Consider the following 3,500-nt stretch of genomic DNA (forward strand, 5'->3'; position numbering starts at 1 on the left):
GCTTGGCGCTCCGGACCGTCGCCGGCGCGCGCCCGCGCTGCGAGCGAGCGCATGTCGGCGTCGCTGACATCGACCGGCTCGGCGTCCTCGCCCATCTCCTTGGCATTGCGCCAGATGGCGTAGTTGCCGGCATAGGCCTCGACGCAGCCGCGCCGCCCGCAGCGGCAGAGCGCGCCGCCCGGCCGGTGGATCATATGGCCGAATTCGCCGCCCGAGGAATGGGTGCCGGTGAACAGCTCTCCCTTCAGCACCAGCCCCATGCCGATGCCGTGCGACAGCAGGATGGCGATGAAGTCGTCGCGGTAGCGGTCAGGGTCACGCCACTGCAGGGCCACCGCCATCATGTTGCAGTCGTTCTCCATGGTGGCCGGAACGCCGAATTCGGCTTCCAGTATGTCGGCGAAGGCGATGTCGGTCTGCGGCGTGATCGGCGACCACAACATGGCGCGGGCATGGGTGTCGGTGATGCCCTGGATGCCCATGGCGATGCGGGCGACGCCGCGGACGTCGAGATCGGGATCCTCGAAGCGGCGCCGGACGATGGCCACGCATTCGCCGATCAGCTCGTCGCGCGGCATGATCGCCGTGTCGAGGCGGCGCTGCTCTTCGGCAATGACCTGCCCGGCGTAGTCGATGACGGCGACGGAAAGGAAGTTCAGCGACAGGACCACCGTCATCACCGCCGTGGCTTCCGGATTGAGCGCAAGCCCGACCTGCGGCCGGCCGCGCTTCAGCGAAACAGCCTCGTTTGCCTTGCTCTCGGTCAGGATGCCTTCCTGGATCAGGTCGGACGAGATCGCCGAGATGGTCGAATGGCTGAGGCCGGTGGTGGCGGCGATCTCGGTCCGCGACGGCTGGCCGGCGCGGCGCACGGCCGAAATCACCATCGCCCGGTTGCGTCGGCGCAGATCGTCGTGGCGGATTCCAACCGACATGCCCTATTTCCTCCCGGTCGTCGCGGCCGTTTTTGATCTCAAGGGGCCGTCGGCGGACACCGTATGAATTGTGGCAGAAGCGGGCCGGCCTGTCATTTATTTATTACGGAGCTCGAAAAAAATTCGCAGGGGCGTCAGAATCCAGCAGAATCAATGTTGACAGCGCTCCGGCGTTGGATCACTATTTTTTCGAGGCTCGAAAAAAAGCCTCTATGCCGGCCTCAGGGCCAGTCTGGGTCGCGCCGCAATGGCGCAGGGAGGATATCATGAAGAAATTCGCAGCCGCCATGCTGGCGGGTGTCGCCATGTCGTTGACGCTCGCGTCGGTCGCCGAGGCGAAGGACAAGGGGATCGGTGTTTCCTGGTCGAACTTCCAGGAAGAACGCTGGAAGACCGATGAAGCGGCGATGAAGAAGGCCATCGAGGCGGCCGGCGACAAGTATATTTCCGCCGACGCGCAGTCCAATCCGGGCAAGCAGCTGACCGACGTCGAAAGCCTGATATCGCAGGGCGCCAACGCCCTGATCGTGCTGGCGCAGGACGCCTCCGCGGTCGGACCGGCGGTGCAGAAGGCGCTGGACGAAGGCATTCCAGTCGTCGGCTACGATCGGCTGATCGAGAACAAGGACGTCTTCTACCTGACCTTCGACAACAAGGAAGTCGGCCGTATGCAGGCCCGCGAAGTGTTCAAGGTCAAGCCGGAAGGCAACTATGTCTTCATCAAGGGCTCGGGCGCCGACCCGAACGCCGATTTCCTGTTCGCCGGCTCCATGGAAGTCCTGAAGGTAGCCATCGACGGCGGCAAGGTCAAGAATGTCGGCGAGGCCTATACCGACGGCTGGCTGCCCGCCAACGCGCAGAAGAACATGGAGCAGTTCCTGACCGCCAACGACAACAAGGTCGATGCGGTGGTGGCGGCCAATGACGGCACCGCAGGTGGCGTCGTCGCCGCGCTGACGGCGCAGGGCCTCGCCGGGACCGTTCCGGTGTCGGGCCAGGACGGCGACCACGCCGCGCTGAACCGCATCGCACTCGGCACGCAGACCGTGTCGGTGTGGAAGGACGCGCGCGAGCTCGGCAAGAACGCCGCCGAGATCGCCTCGGCGCTCGCCGACGGCAAGAAGATGACAGACATCGCCGGCGTCAAGGATTTCACCACGCCGGGCGGCAACACCGTCAAGTCGCTGTTCCTGACGCCGGTGGCGATCACCAAGGACAACCTCAACGTCGTCATCGACGCGGGCTGGATCAAGAAGGACGAAGTCTGCGCCGGCGTTGCCGCCGGCGCCGTCGCCGCCTGCAACTGAGGCAAGCCTTCCGGTTTGAAGACTCGGCGCCGCGGCCCAAGAGCCGCGGCGTCCATCGAGCTTCGCTTCGCAACGGCTTCCGGCTTCAAGTGAGCCGGGAAAGCCAATAGAATCATGTTCCGGCAACCGCGCCAGACGGCAACCGGTGGGAGGAAATCATGACCGATACGACCTCAAGCACGGTCGCCGCGGACCGGGCACGCGCAGCCGAACTCAGCGCCGCCGGCCGCTTCCTTAAGGCAACCGAACTCGACACGCGCATGCTCGGCATGGTCGGCGCGCTGCTGGTCATCTGGATCGGCATCCACGTCCTGTCGGGCGGGCTCTTCCTGACCCCGCGCAACCTTTGGAACCTGTCGGTGCAGACCTCCTCGGTGGCGATCATGGCGACCGGTATGGTGCTGGTCATCGTCATGCGCAACATCGACCTTTCCGTCGGCTCCGTCGAGGGCGTGGTCGGCATGATCATGGGCGTGGCGCAGGCCGAATTCCTCATTCGAGTCATTGGCTTCCAGCTCGGCAATCCGTGGCTCTGGATCATCGCGCTCGCCGCCGGCGTGGTGCTTGGCCTGGCGATCGGCGCGTTCCAGGGCTTCATCATCGCCTACATGGAGGTGCCGGCCTTCATCGTCACGCTGGGTGGCCTGCTGGTCTGGCGCGGCATGGCCTGGATGATCACCAGCGGCCGCACGGTCGCGCCGCTCGACGCCACTTTCCAGCTGATGGGCGGCGGACCGCGCGGCTCGATCGGCGCCACAGCCAGCTGGGTCGTCGGCGTCGTCGCCTGCGCGGCGGCCGCTTTCGCGCTGCTCAACGGCCGCTCGCAGCGCAAGCGGTTCAATTTCCCGCTGCGCCCGGTATGGGCCGAAATCTTCCTCGGCATCGTCGCCTGCGCCGCCATCCTCGGCGCGGTCTGGGTCGCCAATTCCTATCCGTGGCCGGTCGGCATCGTGCGCCAGTACGCCGAGCAGAAAGGCATCGCCATTCCCGAAGGCGGCCTGTTCATCGCCCATGGCATCGCCATACCGGTGCTGATGGCGGTCGCGGTCGGCATCGTCATGACCTTCATCACCAGGCGCACCCGCTTCGGCCGCTATGTCTTTGCCATCGGCGGCAATCCGGAAGCGGCCTCGCTCGCCGGCATCAACACGCGCTGGGTGACGATGAAGGTGTTCATGATTATGGGCGTGCTGGCCTCGATCAGCGCGGCGATCTCGTCGGCGCGCCTCAACGCCGCGACCAACGCGCTGGGCACGCT

At 65.6% G+C, this 3,500-nt stretch carries 3 protein-coding genes; 2 read left to right on the forward strand and 1 reads right to left on the reverse strand.

The genetic code is table 11. The features are described 5' to 3' along the window. Positions 1 to 935, reverse strand: a 935-nt coding sequence (locus tag EN781_RS28820) for an ROK family protein (RefSeq protein ID WP_145965688.1), incomplete at its 3' end; no start/stop codon positions are given. Positions 936 to 1,201: 266 nt separating this feature from the next. On the opposite strand from EN781_RS28820, the gene xylF reads away from it, so the two are divergent. Both xylF and EN781_RS28830 read left to right on the forward strand, forming a co-directional pair. Continuing rightward, the gene (gene xylF, locus EN781_RS28825; protein ID WP_127400565.1) at positions 1,202 to 2,242 is read left to right on the forward strand and encodes a D-xylose ABC transporter substrate-binding protein; all 1,041 of its coding nucleotides are present in this window, start codon (positions 1,202 to 1,204) and stop codon (positions 2,240 to 2,242) included. A gap of 158 nt (positions 2,243 to 2,400) precedes the next feature. Continuing rightward, positions 2,401 to 3,500 (forward strand): sugar ABC transporter permease (locus EN781_RS28830; protein ID WP_145965689.1); only part of this gene is annotated, 1,100 nt, incomplete at its 3' end.

Origin of the sequence: Mesorhizobium sp. M4A.F.Ca.ET.090.04.2.1 (assembly GCF_003999085.1) — a bacterium.
In the GTDB taxonomy this organism is placed as follows: Bacteria; Pseudomonadota; Alphaproteobacteria; order Rhizobiales; family Rhizobiaceae; genus Mesorhizobium.

What these genes read in the sequence shown, in the direction of transcription:
- xylF (WP_127400565.1), top strand. Translation starts at nt 1,202, where the DNA reads ATGAAGAAATTCGCAGCCGCCATGCTGGCGGGTGTCGCCATGTCGTTG.